Origin of the sequence: Thermotoga neapolitana DSM 4359 (assembly GCF_000018945.1) — a bacterium.
GTDB lineage: Bacteria > Thermotogota > Thermotogae > Thermotogales > Thermotogaceae > Thermotoga > Thermotoga neapolitana.
The window spans coordinates 1,180,140-1,195,766 of record NC_011978.1 but is presented as its reverse complement, the minus strand read 5'-3'; the positions used below and the strand labels follow the sequence as shown (position 1 = coordinate 1,195,766).

Sequence of the window (15,627 nt, the reverse complement as noted above, 5' to 3'; positions counted from 1 at the left end):
TCCATCCCTCCCAACTCTTAGTTTATCATTAAATGATAGAATTGAACGAGGAGGCAGAGGATGAAAGAGCATCGTCTGGCTGTGGACCTGTCCCTTGTCTCACTGGCGAAGAAAATGAGAACGCTCGGACTGGACGTTGCAGTCTGCCAGGCAAAGACACCAGCGGAAGCTCTTGTGTTCTGCAGAAAAGAAAAAAGGGTTCTTCTCACAAGAAACAGAATTTTTGCCCGCTTCTTCGAGAAATACAACCACGAGTGTCTGCTTGTCACCACAGAAGAGGAAGGCCTCAGAATAGTCCTTGAACGTTTTAAAACGGGAAAACCCAGATGTCCATTCTGCAACGAAGAACTAACATCGGTTCGGCGAAAAGAAGTGCTCGGCAGGGTTCCGATCTACGTGTTTTTGAGTGCGGAAAAATTCTCAAAGTGTCCAGAATGTGGGAGGGTATTCTGGAAGGGATCTCATTTAAAATGGATCGAGGAAGTGATAGAACATGACCCTGAAGGAGTTGAAGAAGATACGGGGAATAGAGGTGATGAAAGACAGTACAGAAGTTCCTGAAGGAGTGTACTCCTGTAAAATCGGGCACTTTACGATCGTGGCACACGACCCTTCTTCAGCCCTCATGGTGAAACTGTTCAGGAAACTTTCCACCTACAGAACACTCTTTTCCTTCTTCAAACTTGCCTGCCGCCTTTCAAAAGAGGAATTCTTCAGGAGATCTCTCAGAACGGTTGAAAGGCTTTTCTGTGCGGATGAAGTTTTCTTCATCGATACTCACACCTCTTTTTCCTCTAGAGGAGAAAGTCTCTCTCTCGATGAGATAAAGAGAAAATACCCGAAGATTCACATAAGGGAGTTGAAGAACAGACTTTACCTTGTTGTTGCAAGAGAAAGAGAACTGGACGAAGAAGAGGATCTCTTCTGCCGAAAGTTTCTGGAACTGGCTGAATCGTTGAACGAAAGGTGGCACTTCAAAGAGGATATACACAGGATGAAGGAGGCTCTGAAGGAGCACTCAAGGCTGGTGGAAATTCAGAAAGAACACATAAAAAGAATGAGGATAATCTACTACGTTAGCCAGGCCATGCGCTCTGTTTACGATCCAAACAACCTGTATCGGGTGATTCTTCTGAGCCTTGTTTCAGAGAGGGCTTTCAATTTCGACCGGGCGGTCCTTTTGAAAAAAAACGATGCTACGAACTCCCTGGAGGTCGTCTCTGCCTTGGGTGGGGAAACAAGGCAGGAACACGAAGAACTGAAGCGCTACCTCAGAAGAAGGACCCTCAGGTACACCGATCTTGTTCAGTTTCTCAGGGAAGAGGCGCTCACATTTTCTTTCGAAACGAGTTTCAGTGAAAGACTGAAACGAAGAAGGTTCTACTACAGAGGACATCCCATATTCGAAAGAGTAGTTCTGAGAAAAAGCACGGTAAGAGTCTCCAGAGACATTCTCAGAAAAATGGGCTATGAAGCAGAAGATGTCCTCGAGGCCCTCAGAAGCGAAAGCTTCGTTGTTTTTCCTCTTCTGGGACGCTGGGACACCCTCGGAGCAGTTGTGGTGGACAACAAATTCAGTGAAAGACCGATCACGGATCTGGATCTTGATGTTTTGAAACTCTTCTCGGAGAGTGCGGGTCTTGCCCTGGAGAACGCCATCAACTACGAGGATTTGAAAAGAAAAACCCTGGATCTTCAGCGTCAAAACGAACTCGTGGAGAAACTCAAGAACTTCAGTGAGAGCATCCTGGAGAGTCTGGAAGCCGCCATCATAACACTAGACAGGGACGGTCGAATAACAGAGTGGAACAAAAAATCGGAGGTGCTCTTTGGTTACAGGAAGGAACAGGTGCTTGGAAAGAGGTTGAAGAACCTGCCCGGGTTTGAAGAGATAGGTGCCATCGCCGAAAGTGTCATGGAAGAACACGAGCCGGTCTTCCTCAATTTCTACAAGTTCCAGGAAAAGTACTTCAACGTGAGATTTTCTCCCTTGAGAAACACAAAGACACAACTCCTCGAGGGCGTGATCATCACAATCGATGACGTAACCGAACTGTACAGGTACGAAGAAGAACGAAAGAAAAAAGAAAGGCTTTCTATTCTGGGAGAGATGACAGCTCGGGTTGCCCACGAGATTCGAAACCCAATCACCATAATAGGTGGTTTCGTGAAACGCATGAGAAAACACATAGACGATCCTGAAACACTGAAAAAATATGTGGACATCATCACTGGAGAACTCTCAAGACTCGAGGGAATCGTCAGGGAAATCCTGGAGTACAGTAAAGAAGAACAGATTCTGGAGTTCTCCGAGTTCAACCTTAACGAACTCATAAAAGAGGTTTACGTTCTCTTTGAGGAAAAACTCAGGGAGATGAACATAGACTTCTTTTTTGAAACCGACAACGAAGATCTGAGGGTGAAGGCCGACAGGTCGAGGATAAAGCAGGTGTTGATAAATCTGGTTCAGAATGCGATAGAGGCAACAGGAGAAAATGGTAAGATAAAAATAAAGTCGGAGGATGTCTACAACGTGGCAAGGGTTTCTGTCTGGAACTCAGGGCCTCCTATTCCGGAAGAATTGAAAGAAAAGATATTTTCACCATTTTTCACCACCAAAACACAGGGAACTGGCCTTGGGCTTCCCATTTGCAGGAAGATCGTAGAGGATGAGCACGGAGGAAAGATATGGGTGGAGAACACCGAAGGAGGGGTCATGTTCATTTTTGAGATTCCAAAAACACCAGGAAAAGAGGTGAGAGAATGAAAAAGAAAATACTCGTTGTGGACGATGAACCCAACATGCGAGAACTCTTGAGAGAAGAACTCGAAGAAGAAGGATACGAAGTGGAAGCAGCGGAAAACGGGGAAGAAGCCCTGAAGAAGTTCTCTTCAGGTGACTACGACCTGGTGATACTCGACATAGAGATGCCCGGTATGAACGGTCTGGAAGTTGCGGGAAAGATCCGCGAGATGAAAAAGGACGCCAGAATCATCCTGCTCACCGCGTATTCTCATTACAGGTCGGACCTTTCCTCGTGGGCTGCCGATGAATACGTTGTGAAATCGTTTAATTTCGATGAATTGAAAGAAAAGGTGAAGAAACTACTCTCGTGACGCAGGAGGTGTGAAGCGTTGGATTACAAAAATACGCTGAATCTGCCGAAAACTTCGTTTCCAATGAGGGCGAACCTGGTCAACAAAGAAAAAGCCTTCCTGAAAGAATGGGAAGAGATGGATCTCTACAACTACGTCCTCGAGCAGAGGAAGGGAAAGCCCCTCTTTGTTCTCCACGATGGTCCACCGTACGCCAACGGACACATACACATCGGAACGGCACTGAACAAGATACTGAAGGACATCGTGGTCAAGTACAAGACGATGAGAGGGTACAGAGCACCGTACGTTCCGGGATGGGACACCCACGGTCTTCCTATAGAACACAGGGTTTCTCAGGAACTCGGTGACAGGATAAAAGAGATGTCACCTGCTGAGATAAGAAAGAAGTGTGAAGAGTTTGCCTTGAAATTCGTTGAAATACAGAAGGAAGAGTTCAAAAGGCTGGGTGTGCGTGGAGACTGGAACAATCCCTACATCACTCTCAAACCCGACTACGAGGTGAAGATCCTCGATGTATTCAAAACACTCGTCGAACAGGGAAACGTTTACAGATCTCTGAAGCCTATCTACTGGTGTCCAAGATGTAGAACCGCTCTTGCAGAAGCGGAAATCGAGTACCACGATCACAGATCTCCTTCCATATACGTGAAGTTCAGATCGAAGGATGATCCAAACCTCTACATCGTGATATGGACCACCACCCCGTGGACCCTTCCTGCAAACGTTGGTATAGCACTTCATCCCGATTTCGAGTATTCTGTCGTGAAGGTTGGAGATGAAAGATGGGTGATCGCCACAGATCTTCTTGAGACTTTTTCCAGAGAAACGGGCGTTGACTGCTCCGAAGTGGTGGAAAAGATAAGGGGTAAAGATCTGGAAGGGAAGGAGTTCCAGCATCCTATTTTTGAAGATAAGACCTCCCGCGTGATACTGGCAGATTACGTTTCTCTGGAAACGGGAACGGGTTGTGTCCACATCGCTCCGGGGCACGGTGAAGAAGACTACGTTTACGGTCACGTGAAATACGGTCTTCCCATCGTCTCTCCGGTTGACGAGGAAGGACGATTCACCGATGAAGCAGGAAAGTACAGGGGAATGTTCATAGAGGATTCCAACAGGGTGATCATAGAGGACCTGAAAGAAAAAGGCATACTCGTTCACGCATCCACCATAACACACTCCTATCCACACTGCTGGCGCTGTAAGGGACCGGTGATCTTCAGGGCAACCGAGCAATGGTTCATCTCGGTGGATCACAACAACCTGAGGCAGAGGGTACTTGAGGAGATAGACAGGGTCAAATGGATACCGGAGTGGGGTCGAAACAGAATCAGATCCATGGTGGAAGAAAGGCCAGACTGGTGTATCTCAAGACAGCGTGTCTGGGGAACTCCCATACCGGCCGTCAAGTGTAAAGAGTGCGGAGAAGTCACTCTCGATCCGAAGGTGATCGAACACTTCATGAAGATCGTGGAGAAAGAAGGAACGAACGCGTGGTTTGAAAAAGACGTGGAAGAACTGATTCCTGATGATTTCAGATGTCCAAAATGCGGTGCGCGCTCCTTCGAGAAGATGCTCGACACACTCGATGTGTGGATCGATTCCGGGTCTTCTTTCGAGTACATAACCACGAGGGAAGATCATCCCTTCCCGCTTGACATGTACCTTGAAGGAAGCGATCAGCACAGGGGATGGTTCCATTCTTCCATCTTCCTTGCCGTTGCAAAGAGGGGATCCGCTCCTTACAAAGAAGTGCTGACACACGGGTTCATAAAGGATGAACTCGGCAGGAAGATGAGCAAATCCCTTGGAAACGTCGTGGATCCCATGGAAGTGGTCGAAAAGTACGGTGCAGAGATCCTGAGACTCTGGCTTGCAAGCAGCGACTACTTCAACGATATAAAGATCTCTATGAGGATAGTGGAACAACAAACAGAGGTTTACAAGAAGATAAGGAACACGTTCAGATTCCTTCTTGGAAACCTTGAGGACTTCGATCCGGAACTGGACAGGGTACCTTACGAAAAGCTTCTCACCATCGACAAATGGGCACTTGGAAGACTTCAGGAAATCATAAAGCGCGCCACAGAGTACTACGACAGCTATGAATTTTCCAAAGTCTACAACCTCGTGGTGAAGTACTGCACAACAGAACTCAGTTCCCTTTACCTTGACGTTGTGAAGGACAGGCTCTACGTCGAGGCAAAAGATTCTCTCTACAGAAGGTCGGCCCAGACGGTGATGCACGAAATACTCATCGCACTCATGAAGATCCTCGCCCCCATCATGACCTTCACAATGGAGGAAGTGTATTCGCACCTTCACGAAAAGGACAGAAAATACAAAACCGTTCAAGCCGAGTACTGGCCGGAGTACAGAGAGGATCTGATCGACAAAAAGATCATGGAGGATTTCGAAAAACTCCTTTCAATAAGAGAAGACGTTCTGAAAGCGCTCGAAGAGAAAAGACAGCAGGATGTGATAGGACACTCCCTGGACGCTGAAGTGATCCTGGTTCCCAGAAACGACTCTGTGAAGGCCCTTCTCGAAGAGTACAGGGACGTTCTCGAAGAACTCTTCATCGTATCAAAAGTGAGTCTTTCGGACGGTTCGGGTGAACTGAAGGGGGAACTCGTCGAGGTTACCGCAAAACACGCAGAAGGAGAGAAATGCCAGAGATGCTGGAAATACACAACCGAGATCTCCAGATCTGAAGAATTTCCTGCCGTCTGTCCCAGGTGTCTTGCCGTTTTGAAGGGGGAAAGGAAGTGAAATCATGACGGACAAATCATTTTTGAAGATCATCACGGAAGCCTACGGTTTGAGGGCGACCGATGTTCACATCTCAGCCGGTTGCCCTCCTTACTATCGGATCGATGGGAAACTTGTTCCTCAGGAGAAATACGGTAAGTTTTCCAGAGAAGACGTGATGAACAGCCTGAAAGAACTCTTTCTGGAAATAGGTCACCCCTTTCCTCCGAAAGAAAAAGAAGTGGACTTCTCTTTCACCGTAGGAGATGCGATCAGGGTAAGGGGAAACCTTTACTACGAAAGGAAAAACCCCGCTGTTGCCTTCAGGTTGATTCCAAAAAAGATCAGAACGTTTCAGGAACTCGGGCTTCCCGAGATTTTGAAGACGTTCGTTGAAAGAAAATACGGCCTTGTACTGGTTGCTGGACCAACGGGAAGTGGAAAATCCACAACCCTTGCTGCCATGATAGACCATATAAACGAGAACTTTCCGTACCACATAATAACGATAGAGGACCCCATAGAGTACGTTTTCACCAACAAAAAGTCTGTAATACATCAAAGAGAACTCGGTTCCGACACCGACTCGTTTTACAACGGACTGAAATATGCCCTGAGACAAGATCCCGATGTGATCCTCGTCGGAGAGATGAGAGATCTTGAGACCATGGCGCTTGCCCTCACCGCAGCGGAGACGGGACATCTTGTCCTTGCAACGGTTCATACGAACTCTGCAGCCTCTGCTCCAGAAAGGATCATAGATGTCTTTCCGGCACACCAGCAAAGACAGATCGCCCTTCAGCTCGCAAACACCCTGATCGCTGTCATTTATCAGAGGCTCGTTCCAAAGGCAAACGGTATAGGTTTCACACCCATCGTGGAGATCATGGTGGGAACACCGGCTGTCAGAAACCTGATAAGAGAAAACAAGATCCATCAGCTGGAATCCGTCATTCAGGCAGGGGCCAGACACGGTATGATCCTGTTCGACGATGCCCTGGTGAAGGCTGCTCTCAGGGGAGACATCTCGAGAGAAGATGCCATTCAGTTCGCCAGAAACCAGGAGGAGGTGGCCAGAAGATTAGGAGTGAAGGTCTAGTGGAAAAGATCTCTTCAGTCCTGAAAGAGAAAAAGAAGGAGCTGGAAAAACAGCTGTCCAGACCCGATCTGAGTCCGGAGGAGATGAAAAATTACGGAATAGAGTACGCAAAACTTGAAGAGATAGAGAGTGTCGTGAACAGGATAAGGGAAACGCAGGAGTTCATAGAACTTTTGAAAGAAGAGGAGGAAGACGAGCAGGAAATCGACAGGTACGAAAAGGAACTCGATAGTCTCTTTCAGGAACTCTTTCTTCTGCTATCTCCTGAAACAGGAGACAAAGCGATCGTGGAAATCAGACCGGGAACGGGTGGAGAAGAGGCCGCTCTGTTTGCACGCGATCTTTTCAGGATGTACACGAGGTACGCAGAAAGAAAAGGTTGGGACGTGGAGATCGCTGAGATGCACGAAACGGATCTGGGAGGAGTGAAGGAGGCGGTCTTCTTTGTAAAAGGAAAAAACGCCTACAGCATTCTGAAATACGAAAGCGGCGTTCACAGAGTTCAGAGGGTGCCGATCACAGAATCTGGAGGAAGGATACACACCTCAACAGCAACCGTCGTGGTCCTTCCCGAGATAGAAGAGAGAGACATCGAGATAAGACCGGAGGACCTTAAGATAGAAACCTTCAGAGCCTCGGGACACGGCGGTCAGTACGTGAACAAAACAGAGTCCGCCGTGAGGATCACCCACATTCCAACGGGAATCGTCGTTTCCTGTCAGAACGAAAGATCGCAGTATCAGAACAAACAGACCGCTTTGAGGATCCTCCGTGCACGTCTCTATCAGCTTCAGAGAGAACAGCTGGAGAAGGAACTCTCCCAGAAGAGGAAGTCACAGATAGGAACGGGAGAGAGAAGCGAGAAAATCAGAACCTACAACTTCCCACAGAACAGGGTCACCGATCACAGGATAAACTACACCTCTTACAGACTCCAGGAAATTCTTGATGGAGATCTAGACGAGATCATAGCAAAACTGATAGAACACGATATAGAAAACAACATCGAAGAAATTTTAGGAACGAGCGTCCCCAGTGCAGAACATTAACAGTGGAGGTGTGAAGATGTTTAACTCCAACTTCTACACACTGAAGCAAGCGATGGATGTTTCTCTGCTGAGACAGAAGATTCATTCACTCAACATAGCGAATGTGAGTACTCCCGGTTACAAGAGAAAGTACGTGGCGTTCGAAGAGTTTCTCAAGGAATCGAAGATGAGACTTGAACTCGCAAGGACCAGCGAAAAGCACCTGGGAGGTTCTCAAAGGGTGGTGGAGCCACGTGTTCTGACACAGAACGATACGACCATGAGAAACGATGGTAACAACGTGGATATCGACTACGAAATGGTTCAACTTGTGAAAAACGGACTCAGGTATCAGGTTCTCACCAGGCTCATGTCGATGAACATAGACAGATACAACGCTGTCTTGAGGAGTGTGAGATAATGAGCGAATTCGATATAATGAACATCAGCGCAACTGGTATGTCTGCACAAAGACTCAGAGTTGAGATCGTTTCCACGAACATAGCGAACGCAGAAACCACCAGGACGGAGATGGGAGAGCCTTACAGGAGGAAGGTTCCCGTTTTTGCCGAGTACCTGAGAAGAGCAAAGGATGGTAGAATAGAGAGTGCGGGTGTGAAAGTGGTAAAGATAGTGGAGGATCCTTCACCCTTCAGACTCGTTTACGATCCCACACATCCTGATGCGGACGAAAACGGATACGTGAGGATGCCGAACGTGAACATAGTCAGGGAAATGGTTGACCTCATAAACGCCCAGAGGGCCTACGATGCCAACGTAGCGGCGTTCAACGTAACCAAGAACATGGTGAACAGTGCCCTTCAGATTGGAAGGGGGTAGTAGGACATGGTGGATAGGATAGAAGGACTCGGTCCCATAGAAGACACAGGGAAGGTCCAGAAGAAGAGCGGCGGTGACTTCTCAAAGGCTCTGAAAGAAGCACTGGAGAAGGTAAACGACATCCAGAAAAGGGCAGAGAAGATGACGGATGATTTCGCTCAGGGAAAAATCAGCAACATCCACGAAGTCATAATAGAGGCCGAAAAGGCTTCGATCGCCCTCAGGCTCACTGTCGAAGTGAGAAACAGGATCGTTGAAGCATACAGAGAGATCATGAGGATGCAGATCTGACGGTGACCTTTTCGCCGTCTTTCACCCTTTTCAGATCTTCCAGTCCTTCGATTATTCTTCCTATCACGTTCACGGTGCTCGCTGGTCTTATTCTGTCATCGCTGATCGGGGTTTTCCCGAAGAACAGACACAGCGCCCTTCCAGGTGGCCAGTAACCAACATCTCCTATCTCCACCACTTCCCTGGGATTTTCCATCTTCTGAACGTTCACAGGAGTCGAAAAGTAGATCTCCTCTCCCCACGTGTTCACCGTGCTTTCGAAGGGGATTTTTTCTTTCAGTCTCTCAACCACTTCACAGGATTCATCCAGTTCGATGAGACACCTTGCACTTTCGAAAACCAGCTCCACCTTCATAACATCCCTCCAGAAAAAAGAGGCACCTTTTCGGTGCCCTGGTGTCTGGTGCCGGGGATCGGACTCGAACCGACACGGGGTTGTAAACCCCAGCGGATTTTAAGTCCGCTGCGTCTGCCACTTCCGCCACCCCGGCCCACTTTTTATTATACCACCAGACCTCCCTTATTATTTCAACCTTAAAAATTTCGAACGAAAGGGTTATCCTCCCAAGACATGGTATAATAAATTAGGAAAACATAAGAGGAGGGAACAGGATGCTCGAAATCAAAGATCTGCATGCAAAGTTGAGAGACGAGGAAAAGGAAATACTGAAAGGAGTGAACCTCAGAATAGAAAAAGGTGAAGTGCACGTTCTCATGGGACCAAACGGCAGTGGAAAATCCACCCTTGCAAACGTTGTGATGGGAAACCCAAAGTACGTTGTAACGAAAGGGGATATTCTCTTTGAAGGACGTTCTATAAAAGATCTTCCTCCAGATGAAAGGGCAAAGCTTGGGATCATGATGACGTTTCAGAACCCTTACGAGATAGAAGGGGTAAAGTTCTCCCAGTTTCTCATCACATCGCACAGAAAGGTTCACGGAGAGGAAAAAAACTATCTTGAACTGAGAAGGGAACTGGAAAACCAGTCAGAAAAGCTGGGACTCGGCAGGGATTTCCTCGAGAGATACCTGAACGTTGGGTTTTCCGGTGGTGAGAAAAAGAGGGCAGAAATCCTCCAGGCCCTTTTTCTGAAACCCAGGCTTCTCATACTCGACGAGATAGACTCGGGCCTCGATGTGGATGCACTCAAACTCATAGCAAAGATCATCGCCGATCTCAACAAAGAGGGAGTCACACTTCTCATCATTACCCACTACAAAAGACTTCTGGATTATCTTGAAAGGATCGACAGAGTCCACGTTTATGTGGATGGCCGTATCGTGAAAAGTGGTGGAGCAGATCTTGCCGACGAGATCGAGGAAAAGGGTTACAGCCTGGAAGGAGTGAGATGATGGAAAGGATCATCATCGACGATTCCAGGTTCAACTTCATTCCTAAAGTGAGAACCGCTTACAAAGCTCCTCCAGGACTCAATGAAAGGTTGATAGAAGAGATATCCCATGCAAAAGGCGAACCGGAGTGGATGCTGAAACACCGTCTGGAGTCCTTGAAGATATTCAAAGAGTGGCACAACCCAAGGTTCGGTGTGGACATCTCTGAACTCGACCTGGGAAAGATCGTATCCTACATAAGACCTGACGCAAAAAAGGGAACTTCCTGGGAAGAGGTACCAGAAGAGGTGAAAGAGGCCTTTGACAAACTGGGAATACCCGAGGCGGAAAGGAAATACCTTGCCGGGGTTGGAGCACAGCTTGATTCGGAGATCGTTTATCAGAACATAAAGAAAGAACTGGAAAAACTCGGTGTCATTTTCCTGGATATGGAAAGTGCAGTGAGGGAATACCCCGATCTTGTGAAGGAGTACTTCATGAAACTTGTTCCCAGCACTGATCACAAGTTTGCTGCACTCCATGGAGCCATCTGGAGCGGTGGAACCTTCCTGTACGTTCCGGCCAACGTGAAAGTTCCCATGCCGCTTCAGGCTTACTTTTTGATGAGCAATCCCGGGATGGGACAGTTCGAACACACCATCATCGTTGCGGAAGAGGGCAGTGAAGTCACCTTCATAGAAGGATGCTCGGCTCCAAGGTACAACGTCATCAATCTCCACGCTGGAATGGTTGAGATATACGTCAAGCGAGGCGCAAAGGTCAAGTACCTCACCATACAGAACTGGAGCAAAAACACGTACAACCTCAACACGAAAAGATCGATCGTCGAAGAAGAGGGTTCGATGACGTGGGTATCTGGATCCCTTGGCAGTTACAAAACCATGCTGTACCCGATGACGATACTGAAGGGAAAGGGTGCGAGGGCAGAGAGCATGTCCATCACGTACGCAGGCCCCGGACAGCACATGGATACAGGTTCGAAGGTCGTTCATCTTGCTCCGTACACGAGCTCTCTTGTGAGCGCAAAGAGCATATCTCTTGGTGGTGGATGGGCTTTTTACAGGGGCCTTCTGAAGATCACAAAAGAAGCCGAAAATAGCAAGGCATCCGTGGAATGTGCGGCTCTGATGCTCGACAACAGGTCGAAGAGCGACACAGTTCCCATAATAGAGGTGGAAACGGACAGGGCGGATGTGGGTCATGAGGCAAGGATTGGGAGGATAGGAGAGGATCAGATATTCTATCTCATGAGCAGAGGATTGTCAGAACAGGAAGCAAAATCGATGATAGTGAAGGGGTTTGTGGAACCCGTTGTGAAAGAGCTACCCTTTGAGTATGCCGTCGAGCTCAACAAACTCCTCGAACTGGAAATAGAAAAGAGTATAGGGTGAGGTGTTCGATATGGAAAAAACGCTGGTGCTGGAGCACGATGGAGAAAGAGCGGTAATCTGGGAAACCCCACAGATATTCTCAGAAAACGACTACGGATACGATGTTCTGGAGAAGGCTCTGGAGAGAACAGAAGGACCTTTAAAGGAATGGAGAAGAAAAAAATTCCTGGAATACAAAGAATGGGGATTTCCGAAGTGGAAAAGGTGCAGTCTTGACGGTATGGTCCTTCCAGAGCTTTCGTTCGATTACGTGGACTTCGATGTTGACACATCCCTTCTTGAAAAACTCGACTTTGAGGGATCACACAGAAAGTTCGTTCTTCTTGGAGACACATTCTTTACGGATTTTAGGATATACGGAGATGGGAAACACCTGATCAGATCTGAAGATGGTGTGGAAAACGTCCTGGTGGTTGTGGAAAAAGAAGCAGAGATCCACAGGATATCAAAAGTGAGAAGATTCAGGAACACGGTGATGAGGATTCTTGTGAAAAGAAACGCCGCATTGAAATTCATCAACGTAGATCTCTCAGGAGGTTTCACCTTCGACAACGTGTTCATCGTGCTCGAAGAAGGAGCAAGACTTTCGATGAGGGATTTCAGGGCGTTCGGTCACAGAAAGGTTGGCTACGTTCTTGTGAAGAAGAGTAAACTGAGCGAGACGGACATGAGATCCTATTTCTATCAGAACGGAACGGGTGTGACGGACCTTCTCTACCTCATGAGGTTCGAAGGTGAGGAAGCAGAAGGAAGGCTGAAAGGAAACGGTGTGGTGGACGGCTCCGGAAAGATCGTTTTTCGTGGAATACTGGACGTGAAAAGGGGCTCGAAGAACATCGTTGCTGAAGAAGTAGAACACACCCTTATACTCTCTCCCGAAGCCCGCATGGACGCTATTCCAAGTTTGTGGGTGGATGAGAACGATGTCACAGCGTCTCACTCTGCAAGTTCGTCTTCTCTTGATGAAAACCAGCTCTTCTACATCATGTCCAGAGGGATCGACGAGGCCGAGGCGAAAAGGCTCATCGTGAGAGGAATCTTTTCGGATCTTCTGGACGAACTGGAAGAATCCATCAGGGGAGATGTGGAAGATGTTGTCAACCAGATTGTATGAAGATTTCCCCACGTTGAAGACGAAGATAAACGGAAGAAGGCTCGTCTACTTGGACAATGCAGCCACGACACTGAAGCCAAAGCGTGTTGTAGAAAAACTGAAAGAGTTCTACTACACAAGTTACTCGAACGTTCACAGAGCCGTTCATACCCTTGCCTCCCGTGCCACGGTTGAACTCGAAGAATCCAGGGAAAGGTTCGCAGAGTTTCTGGGAGTTTCACCACAGGAGATTATCTTCACCTCCGGGACAACGATGGCAATAAATCTGGTTGCCGTGTCCCTTCTGAGAAGCGGTCTTTTGAAAGAGAACGATCTGGTACTCACCTCTCTTCTGGAACACCATGCAAATTTCGTTCCCTGGCTCAGACTCTCCAGATTCCACGGTTACAGACTCGAATACATAAAACCGTCTGGAAGGTTTGGAACACTCGAGATGGACGACCTCATGAGCCACAGAGAAAAGAATCCAAAAGTTCTTGCCATAACCGGCCTTTCGAACGTAACCGGACAGAGGATACCGGTTGAAGAACTGCGCAACATCTTTCCGAATGCGATCATAGTACTCGATGGTGCACAGCTTTTGCCGCACGAGCGCGTAAAGCCGAAAGAAATCGGTGTGGATTTTCTTGCCTTCTCTCTTCACAAAATGCTCGGCCCCACGGGAGTGGGTGTGCTCTATGGAAGGAAGGAACTCCTTGAGCAGATGGAACCCTTTCTCTATGGTGGAGAGATGATCGATAGGGTGTCCCTCGAGGATGTGACCTTCAACGAACTCCCGTACAAATTCGAGGCGGGAACACCGAACATAGCCGACATCGTCGCCTCGAAGGAGGCTCTGGCCTATCTTGAAGAGATAGGATTCGAAGTGGTGCATGAGAGGGTGGAAAGATTAACCCAACTGGCTCTGGAAGAACTTTCCAGAGTGGACGGTGTGGAACTTTACGGTCCTTTAGATGAAAGACAGCATGGAATCGTTTCCTTCAACATAAAAGGGGTTCATCCGCACGATGTGGCTCACATTCTCGATCAGGAGTTCGGCGTGGCCATAAGAAGCGGCCATCACTGTGCACAGCCTCTGATGAATCTTTTGAAAGAACAGTCCCTTCTGGACTTTCCAAACTCCACCTGTAGAGCGAGCTTCTATCTCTACAACACGGAAGAAGATGTTAGAATCTTTGTAGAAGGCGTGAAGAAGGTAAAGGAGTGGTTTTCAAGATGATCTATTCAGAGGCCATTCTGGACTATGCGAACTCAAAGAAGTTCAGAGGAAAACTGAAAGACGCCAGCGTCGTGGAAGAAGGAAAGAACATATCCTGTGGTGACGAGATCACACTCTATCTGAAGGTGGAAGATGGAGTGATAAAAGACGCCAGATTCGAAGGAATCGGATGTGCGATCAGTCAGGCTTCCGCTTCTTTGATGATAGAAAGGATCGTAAATGAAAAACTGGAAAACGTTGAATCTATCGTTGAAGAAGCAGAAAAAATGGCGCGGGGTGAAGACTTCGACGAGCAAAAGCTGGGGAATATCTCGATCATGTCCGACATAAAGAACTACCCCGCGAGGGTGAAATGTTTTCTTCTTGCATGGAAGACGTTGAAAGAAGCGCTCAAAAAGATCTCACAGTCTTGAGAAAATCGATGAGGTATCCCTTAAGGTAAGAAGAGACCTTTCCAACGAGTTCCAGAGTGTAGCGTTTCAGATTGGCAAGGTCTCCTCTTTCGTCTGCTTCTTTGAATTCTTCCACCGAAACGACGGTGAAACTCTTCAAATCACCGCTTCTTTCTTTCAGTCTGTCTCCAAAAACCTTCTTTATCTCTCTGTGGATCTTTGGAAAGTACGAAAGCGCAAGTTTTCTGATCTCCTGAACAAGGTGCCATTCCGATTTCAGAAAGATGGGCTCTGCCTCCTCTATCGTTCTTATCGTCTCCTCATCGCCGGAGTAGATGAGGTACGCAAGGTAATCGTCGTACACGTAGTGTGCGTTCATCAACATCTTCATGATGGATCTGTCAAAGAGCGCCTGAAAGATCTCTCCAGTCTCTCCCGGTGTGTTGTGGTAGGGCTGGGAAAGGTCTTCTATGTAGTGAAGTGCCCTTGCGAGGAATCTGTATCCCCAGTATCTGTCACCCCTTCTGAACGCCTCCTTTGCAAGATCGTGGAAGTAATAGAAACTTTTGTCTGCTTCGAAAAACTCAAGTCCCATGATGCGATATTTCATGTGGCGTACTCCCTGACTGTTCCCTATGAGAAACTGATACGGTGAAAGCTCCAGTCCCTGGTCCATTCCCCAGTCCGGCTCAGAGGAGTAAACGGTCAGTATCTGCCATGCAGGAACCTTTCCCTCAACTGGTGAAGGATTCGGTGGAAGCAGGGCTCCCTCCCACGCTTCCATCGTGCCTTTGCCACAGACATCTTCGAGAACGAGTTTTGAGAGATTGTAAATCCTTTTTTCCTGGTAGTTATAGGGAGTGATTTTCACCATCTCGTCTGGTACAATATCTTTCACGATGTAATACGTTAGGCCCTCGTGGCCGCTCCAGGAAAAAGCAAGGACTGAAACGGCAGCAAGAAGAACAGAAAGAATCGTTCTCAAGACCACCACCTCCCATTAGAGTCTAGCACAAAGAGGTGATGAGA

16 protein-coding genes and 1 tRNA gene are annotated in these 15,627 nt (G+C 47.7%); 14 read left to right on the top strand and 3 right to left on the bottom strand.

Going from position 1 to position 15,627, the window contains the following annotated elements; all coding sequences use genetic code 11:
* Positions 1 to 60: 60 nt before the first annotated feature.
* From CTN_RS06160 to fliE, 9 genes are read left to right on the top strand one after another with little or no spacing between them, the layout of a single operon-like run.
* Positions 61 to 561 carry a Mut7-C RNAse domain-containing protein gene (locus CTN_RS06160; RefSeq protein WP_015919724.1) on the top strand — a complete coding sequence of 167 codons (501 nt, stop codon included), beginning with the start codon at positions 61 to 63 and terminating at the stop codon, positions 559 to 561.
* Positions 509 to 2,767: a sensor histidine kinase gene (locus tag CTN_RS06155; RefSeq protein WP_244857334.1), complete on the top strand. Its 2,259-nt coding sequence runs from the start codon at positions 509 to 511 to the stop codon at positions 2,765 to 2,767. The genes CTN_RS06160 and CTN_RS06155 overlap by 53 nt, the downstream gene beginning before the upstream one ends.
* Positions 2,764 to 3,117 (top strand): response regulator, encoded by a 354-nt coding sequence (locus CTN_RS06150; RefSeq protein WP_015919722.1) that lies wholly within the window; start codon positions 2,764 to 2,766, stop codon positions 3,115 to 3,117. The genes CTN_RS06155 and CTN_RS06150 overlap by 4 nt, the downstream gene beginning before the upstream one ends.
* Before the next feature lie 18 nt (positions 3,118 to 3,135).
* Positions 3,136 to 5,892 carry an isoleucine--tRNA ligase gene (ileS, locus tag CTN_RS06145; RefSeq protein ID WP_015919721.1) on the top strand — a complete coding sequence of 919 codons (2,757 nt, stop codon included), beginning with the start codon at positions 3,136 to 3,138 and terminating at the stop codon, positions 5,890 to 5,892.
* 4 nt (positions 5,893 to 5,896) lie between these two features.
* Positions 5,897 to 6,970 carry a type IV pilus twitching motility protein PilT gene (locus CTN_RS06140; protein WP_015919720.1) on the top strand — a complete coding sequence of 358 codons (1,074 nt, stop codon included), beginning with the start codon at positions 5,897 to 5,899 and terminating at the stop codon, positions 6,968 to 6,970.
* Positions 6,970 to 8,019 carry a peptide chain release factor 1 gene (prfA, locus tag CTN_RS06135; RefSeq protein ID WP_015919719.1) on the top strand — a complete coding sequence of 350 codons (1,050 nt, stop codon included), beginning with the start codon at positions 6,970 to 6,972 and terminating at the stop codon, positions 8,017 to 8,019. Before CTN_RS06140 ends, prfA begins: the two co-directional genes overlap by 1 nt.
* A 16-nt stretch (positions 8,020 to 8,035) precedes the next feature.
* Complete coding sequence (gene flgB, locus CTN_RS06130) at positions 8,036 to 8,419, top strand: flagellar basal body rod protein FlgB (RefSeq protein ID WP_038067680.1); 384 nt, start codon at positions 8,036 to 8,038, stop codon at positions 8,417 to 8,419.
* Complete coding sequence (gene flgC / locus CTN_RS06125; protein ID WP_015919717.1) at positions 8,419 to 8,838, top strand: flagellar basal body rod protein FlgC; 420 nt, start codon at positions 8,419 to 8,421, stop codon at positions 8,836 to 8,838. The genes flgB and flgC overlap by 1 nt, the downstream gene beginning before the upstream one ends.
* A 6-nt stretch (positions 8,839 to 8,844) precedes the next feature.
* A complete protein-coding gene (gene fliE, locus CTN_RS06120) occupies positions 8,845 to 9,129 on the top strand; it encodes a flagellar hook-basal body complex protein FliE (protein WP_015919716.1) in 285 nt (94 codons plus the stop codon).
* Here fliE and CTN_RS06115 read toward each other — a convergent pair.
* Together CTN_RS06115 and CTN_RS06110 are read right to left on the bottom strand one after the other, a co-directional pair.
* Positions 9,110 to 9,484: a cyclophilin-like fold protein gene (locus tag CTN_RS06115; protein WP_015919715.1), complete on the bottom strand. Its 375-nt coding sequence runs from the start codon at positions 9,482 to 9,484 to the stop codon at positions 9,110 to 9,112. The genes fliE and CTN_RS06115 overlap by 20 nt on opposite strands.
* A 46-nt stretch (positions 9,485 to 9,530) precedes the next feature.
* Positions 9,531 to 9,620: transfer RNA gene (locus tag CTN_RS06110), tRNA-Leu, on the bottom strand.
* A gap of 121 nt (positions 9,621 to 9,741) precedes the next feature.
* On the opposite strand from CTN_RS06110, the gene sufC reads away from it, so the two are divergent.
* The 5 genes from sufC to sufU are packed head-to-tail and all read left to right on the top strand — an operon-like array spanning position 9,742 to position 14,619.
* A complete protein-coding gene (gene sufC, locus CTN_RS06105; RefSeq protein WP_015919714.1) occupies positions 9,742 to 10,482 on the top strand; it encodes a Fe-S cluster assembly ATPase SufC in 741 nt (246 codons plus the stop codon).
* Complete coding sequence (sufB, locus tag CTN_RS06100; protein ID WP_015919713.1) at positions 10,479 to 11,873, top strand: Fe-S cluster assembly protein SufB; 1,395 nt, start codon at positions 10,479 to 10,481, stop codon at positions 11,871 to 11,873. The genes sufC and sufB overlap by 4 nt, the downstream gene beginning before the upstream one ends.
* A 10-nt stretch (positions 11,874 to 11,883) precedes the next feature.
* Positions 11,884 to 12,987, top strand: a complete 1,104-nt coding sequence (locus CTN_RS06095) for a SufD family Fe-S cluster assembly protein (RefSeq protein ID WP_038067677.1) — start codon at positions 11,884 to 11,886, stop codon at positions 12,985 to 12,987.
* On the top strand, positions 12,965 to 14,206 hold the full coding sequence (locus tag CTN_RS06090; RefSeq protein WP_038067674.1) for a SufS family cysteine desulfurase: 1,242 nt from the start codon (positions 12,965 to 12,967) through the stop codon (positions 14,204 to 14,206). Before CTN_RS06095 ends, CTN_RS06090 begins: the two co-directional genes overlap by 23 nt.
* On the top strand, positions 14,203 to 14,619 hold the full coding sequence (gene sufU, locus CTN_RS06085; protein WP_038067694.1) for a Fe-S cluster assembly sulfur transfer protein SufU: 417 nt from the start codon (positions 14,203 to 14,205) through the stop codon (positions 14,617 to 14,619). Before CTN_RS06090 ends, sufU begins: the two co-directional genes overlap by 4 nt.
* Here sufU and CTN_RS06080 read toward each other — a convergent pair.
* Positions 14,597 to 15,589: a phospholipase C/P1 nuclease family protein gene (locus CTN_RS06080; protein ID WP_422095793.1), complete on the bottom strand. Its 993-nt coding sequence runs from the start codon at positions 15,587 to 15,589 to the stop codon at positions 14,597 to 14,599. The genes sufU and CTN_RS06080 overlap by 23 nt on opposite strands.
* Positions 15,590 to 15,627: the final 38 nt, after the last annotated feature.